Source organism: Microbispora sp. NPDC049125, assembly GCF_040802045.1.
Taxonomy (GTDB): Bacteria; Actinomycetota; Actinomycetes; order Streptosporangiales; family Streptosporangiaceae; genus Microbispora.
On the sequence record NZ_JBEZDW010000096.1, the window covers coordinates 1 to 3,502 of the forward strand.

4 protein-coding genes are annotated in these 3,502 nt (G+C 67.7%); 3 read left to right on the forward strand and 1 reads right to left on the reverse strand.

Features of this window, described 5'->3' with window-relative positions; all coding sequences use genetic code 11:
* Positions 1 to 126: 126 nt before the first annotated feature.
* Positions 127 to 894 carry a DUF899 family protein gene (locus tag AB0B72_RS40060; RefSeq protein WP_367745027.1) on the reverse strand — a complete coding sequence of 256 codons (768 nt, stop codon included), beginning with the start codon at positions 892 to 894 and terminating at the stop codon, positions 127 to 129.
* Between the two features lie 107 nt (positions 895 to 1,001).
* Here AB0B72_RS40060 and AB0B72_RS40065 point away from each other — a divergent pair, with 107 nt between their 5' ends.
* From AB0B72_RS40065 to AB0B72_RS40075, 3 genes are all read left to right on the forward strand, one after another.
* On the forward strand, positions 1,002 to 1,943 hold the full coding sequence (locus AB0B72_RS40065; protein ID WP_367745029.1) for an RNA polymerase subunit sigma-70: 942 nt from the start codon (positions 1,002 to 1,004) through the stop codon (positions 1,941 to 1,943).
* 213 nt (positions 1,944 to 2,156) lie between these two features.
* The gene (locus AB0B72_RS40070; protein WP_367745030.1) at positions 2,157 to 2,426 is read left to right on the forward strand and encodes a hypothetical protein; all 270 of its coding nucleotides are present in this window, start codon (positions 2,157 to 2,159) and stop codon (positions 2,424 to 2,426) included.
* A complete protein-coding gene (locus AB0B72_RS40075) occupies positions 2,405 to 3,382 on the forward strand; it encodes a transposase (protein WP_367745032.1) in 978 nt (325 codons plus the stop codon). The genes AB0B72_RS40070 and AB0B72_RS40075 overlap by 22 nt, the downstream gene beginning before the upstream one ends.
* Positions 3,383 to 3,502: the final 120 nt, after the last annotated feature.

A 3,502-nucleotide genomic window follows, 5' to 3' on the forward strand; every position in this document is an offset into this window, starting at 1 on the left:
GAAAGCTACCTCGCCGGTCTTCATCTACGCGGAGCCGTCTTGTGGATCCGAAGCCTTCAACCCGTCTAAAGATCCGAAGTCCGTACAGGCCCTAGTAGGGCAGCCGCACTTATCGGCCGCCAGGGGTCAAAGGTTCAGCGGGAGTGCGACCGTCTCAGCACCTACAGACGTACCGGGATTCCTGCAGCAGGATGCCTCGCCAGCCGGGTCTCGGGCGATACGGCCCCATTGGGCCGTCGGACGGCCATCCACCCGCCACGGGTGCCCCTCGATGCGCGGCCAGCCGTCGGGGGAGTTCTCCCAGCCCTCCTGTCGGCCGTACACGGTGAGGTCCAGGGCGTGGTAGCTGGTCGCCAGCGCCTCCACGCCGCGGCCGGTGGTCCAGTACGTCTCGTAGACCTGGTCGCCGTCGCGCAGGTAGCAGGAGATGAACCCGAAGTCGCGCCCGTCCGCCAACGCCGGGTCAGCATCGTACGCCGAGTACCACGGGAACGGGTACCCCATGAACTGCGCGAACGCCGCGCTCTCCGGGTAGGGACCCTGGCAGAACACGGCGTAGGTGACATCGCGGGCGTGCAGGTAGTCCTGCATCTGCATGTGGCAGGTGAAGAATGTGCAGCCCTCGCACTGATGCTCGGCTGGCGCACCGTCGTGCCACATGTGGAAGTAAGCGACGAGCATGCGCCGGCCTTCGAACACGTCCACCAGCGGGGTCGGGCCGCCGGGGCCGATCACCCTGACCTGCGGCATGAGGGTCATCGGCAGTCGCCGACGTGCGGCGGCGATGGCGTCGCCCTCGTGTGTGTGCGCCTTCTCCCGTGCCAGCAGCTCGTCGCGCGCCCGCAGCCACGCCGGCCGGTCGACGACCCGGGGGGTCGCGATGTTCTCCGTCATGGTTCGTCCTTCCTGAGTTGAGGCCCGTCACCAGGTACCGACGAGTGGGGGCGCCGATCGTCATCGGTCACCGATGAGGGATGCGGCCCGGACGCGTCAGTACAGTCATGACGACGACTCGGCTGGGAGACAAGCGCATGTCGGACTGGGTGCAGCGCGCGTTCGACGAGCATCGGCGCGACCTGCATCTGCATTGTTACCGCCTGGCGGGCAACGTGACCGACGCGGACGACCTGGTGCAGGAGACGTTCCTGCGCGCGTGGCGCGCCCGCGACCGCTTCGAGGGGCGGGCCTCCGCCCGCACCTGGCTGTACCGGATCGCTACGAACGTCTTCCTCGACAGCCGCAAGACGGCCGGCAACCGGGTCGTCCCTTTCGGTGATCCGCTGGAGTGGTCCACCGAGATCGGCCCGTACCCCGACGCGCTGCTCGCCGACGACCCGCAGGCCGACGTGCCCGCCCGGGAGACCGTCGAGCTGGCGCTGATCGCCGCGCTGATGTACCTGCCCGCCCGGCAGCGGGCCGCCTTCGTGCTGCGCGACATCTACGGTTGGACGCCACCCGAGATCGCTGACGCGCTCGACGCCCCGATCGCGGCCGTCAACAGCCTGCTCCAGCGGGCCCGCGACACGCTGCGCCGGCACACACCCACCGACCCACGGGAGTGGCGGCGCCCCCACCTGACCAGCCAGGACAAGGACATACTTCACCGGTACGCGCACGCGACCGACCCGGCGTCGATCCGTGCCCTGCTCGCCGACGACGTACGCATCACCATGCCGCCCGACCCGCCCGTCGTCGGCATCGACGCGGTCGCCGAGTTCCTCGGCCGGCCCTTCGACTGGCGTACCGTTCCTAGTTCGGCCAACGGCCGGCCCGCGCTGGTCTGCTACCTGCGCCGGCCGGGCAGCCCACACTACGAAGGCCTGGTCGTCGACGTGCTCCGGATCAAGGGCAGTAAGATCGTGGAGAACAACGCCTTTGTTGGCGGCCGCCACGTAACCGCCTTCGGCCTTCCCCTCACGCTCGATCCAGCATCACCACGCTGAGTTCGGCGAGTGACCGGCACTCACGGGGTACGCGGGTGAGTGATCCCAGGGGCAGCCGCCCCATGATGATCAAACTGTGACGCAAGATAACCGTGAGGCGGCTGCGGCTGCCATGGTAGAGGGTGCCCTGGCGGTGACGAACCTGGCCGAGCTACATCAGCGGTTGAGGCCGTGTTTCGGCAGGTGGAACCGTTCCGGCAGGCGGGGAAGTATGTGACTGCGCTGGTCAGTGACCTGCCGCGGAAGAACGGCTGGACGATTGCGGAGCATGCCGGTGATGCGTGCCCGGATCCGACGCAGCGGCTGCTGAACCACACGGTGTGGGACCACGACGCGGCGATGGCGACGATCCGGGGTTTCGTGGTCGAGGTGTTGGGTGCTCAGCCGTTGGTGGTGGCGGCATTGGACGAGTCCGGGCAGAGAAGGACGGTGCGGCGACAGCGGGGGTGCAGCGGCAGTACATGGGCTGCGCCGGGCGGATAGCGAACGGGGTGAACACGGTGTACTGCTCCTACGCCACCCCGGGCGGGCATGCCTTGGTCGGTGCCCGGATCTACGTTCCGGCCGACCAACTCGCCGACCCCGATCGCCGGGCCGCGTTGGGGATCGGGGAGGACACCGGGTTCCGGTCCAAGCCGCAGCTGGCGGTGGACATGTTGCGGGACATGGTCACCGACGCCACGATGCCCGGATGGTGCGCTGGTGACGAGGTCTACGGACGCTCCGTCGAACTGCGCACGTTCTGCGAGGACAACGGGATCGGGTATGTGCTGCGGGTCGGTCGGACGTTCCACGCCGACCTGACCGCGGGTGTCCGGCTGCGCGCCGACGCGGTGCTGGACACGGTGTTGTCCACCCAGGACAGTTGGCAGATCCGTGCGGTACCCGGGTCCAAGGGCGACCGGCGTTACGCCTGGGCGTGGGTCGCGACCCGCAGCCCGCACCACTTTCTGTTGCTGCGCAAGCATCTGCAGACCGGGGAGGTCGCCTACCACTACTGCCACGTCCCGCCGGGCCGGTCGGTCCCACTGATGACCTTGGTGCGGGTGGCGTGTCTACGCTGGCCGGTCGAGGAGGATTTCGAGTTCGGCAAGGACCATTTCGGACTCGACCATTCCCAGGTCCGGCTCTACACCGCGCTGGCCCGTCACCGTGTGCTGACCATGGCCGCTCTCGCGGTTTGCGCGGTCACTGCCGCACAGGCGAAAACGCGTGCTCCAGTACCGGTTCTGCCCAGCAGCCCGGATGACGACCCACCAGCGGACACCGGCCTGATCGCGCTCACCGTCGCGGAGATCAAACGGCTGTTCATCCTCATTACCCGCCGGCCACACACCGACGCGCACCACTTGCACTGGACCTGGTGGAGACGACGCCACCAAGCCCGAGCACGATGGTTCCACCACCGCACCCGACTCGCCCGACAGGCCACAACATAATCACGCCGATAAGTGCGGCTGCCCTACTAGTGCCATACGCCTGAAATTCGTCGGATAAATACTTATCCTGATGCGTATGGGGAATCCGGGCCCGTCCGCGGTACCGATCGAGTTGACCGA

Coding starts and splice junctions, on each gene's coding strand:
- AB0B72_RS40065 (WP_367745029.1), top strand. CDS start 1,002: ATGACGACGACTCGGCTGGGAGACAAGCGCATGTCGGACTGGGTGCAG.
- AB0B72_RS40075 (WP_367745032.1), top strand. CDS start 2,405: ATGGGCTGCGCCGGGCGGATAGCGAACGGGGTGAACACGGTGTACTGC.
- AB0B72_RS40060 (WP_367745027.1), bottom strand. CDS start 894: ATGACGGAGAACATCGCGACCCCCCGGGTCGTCGACCGGCCGGCGTGG.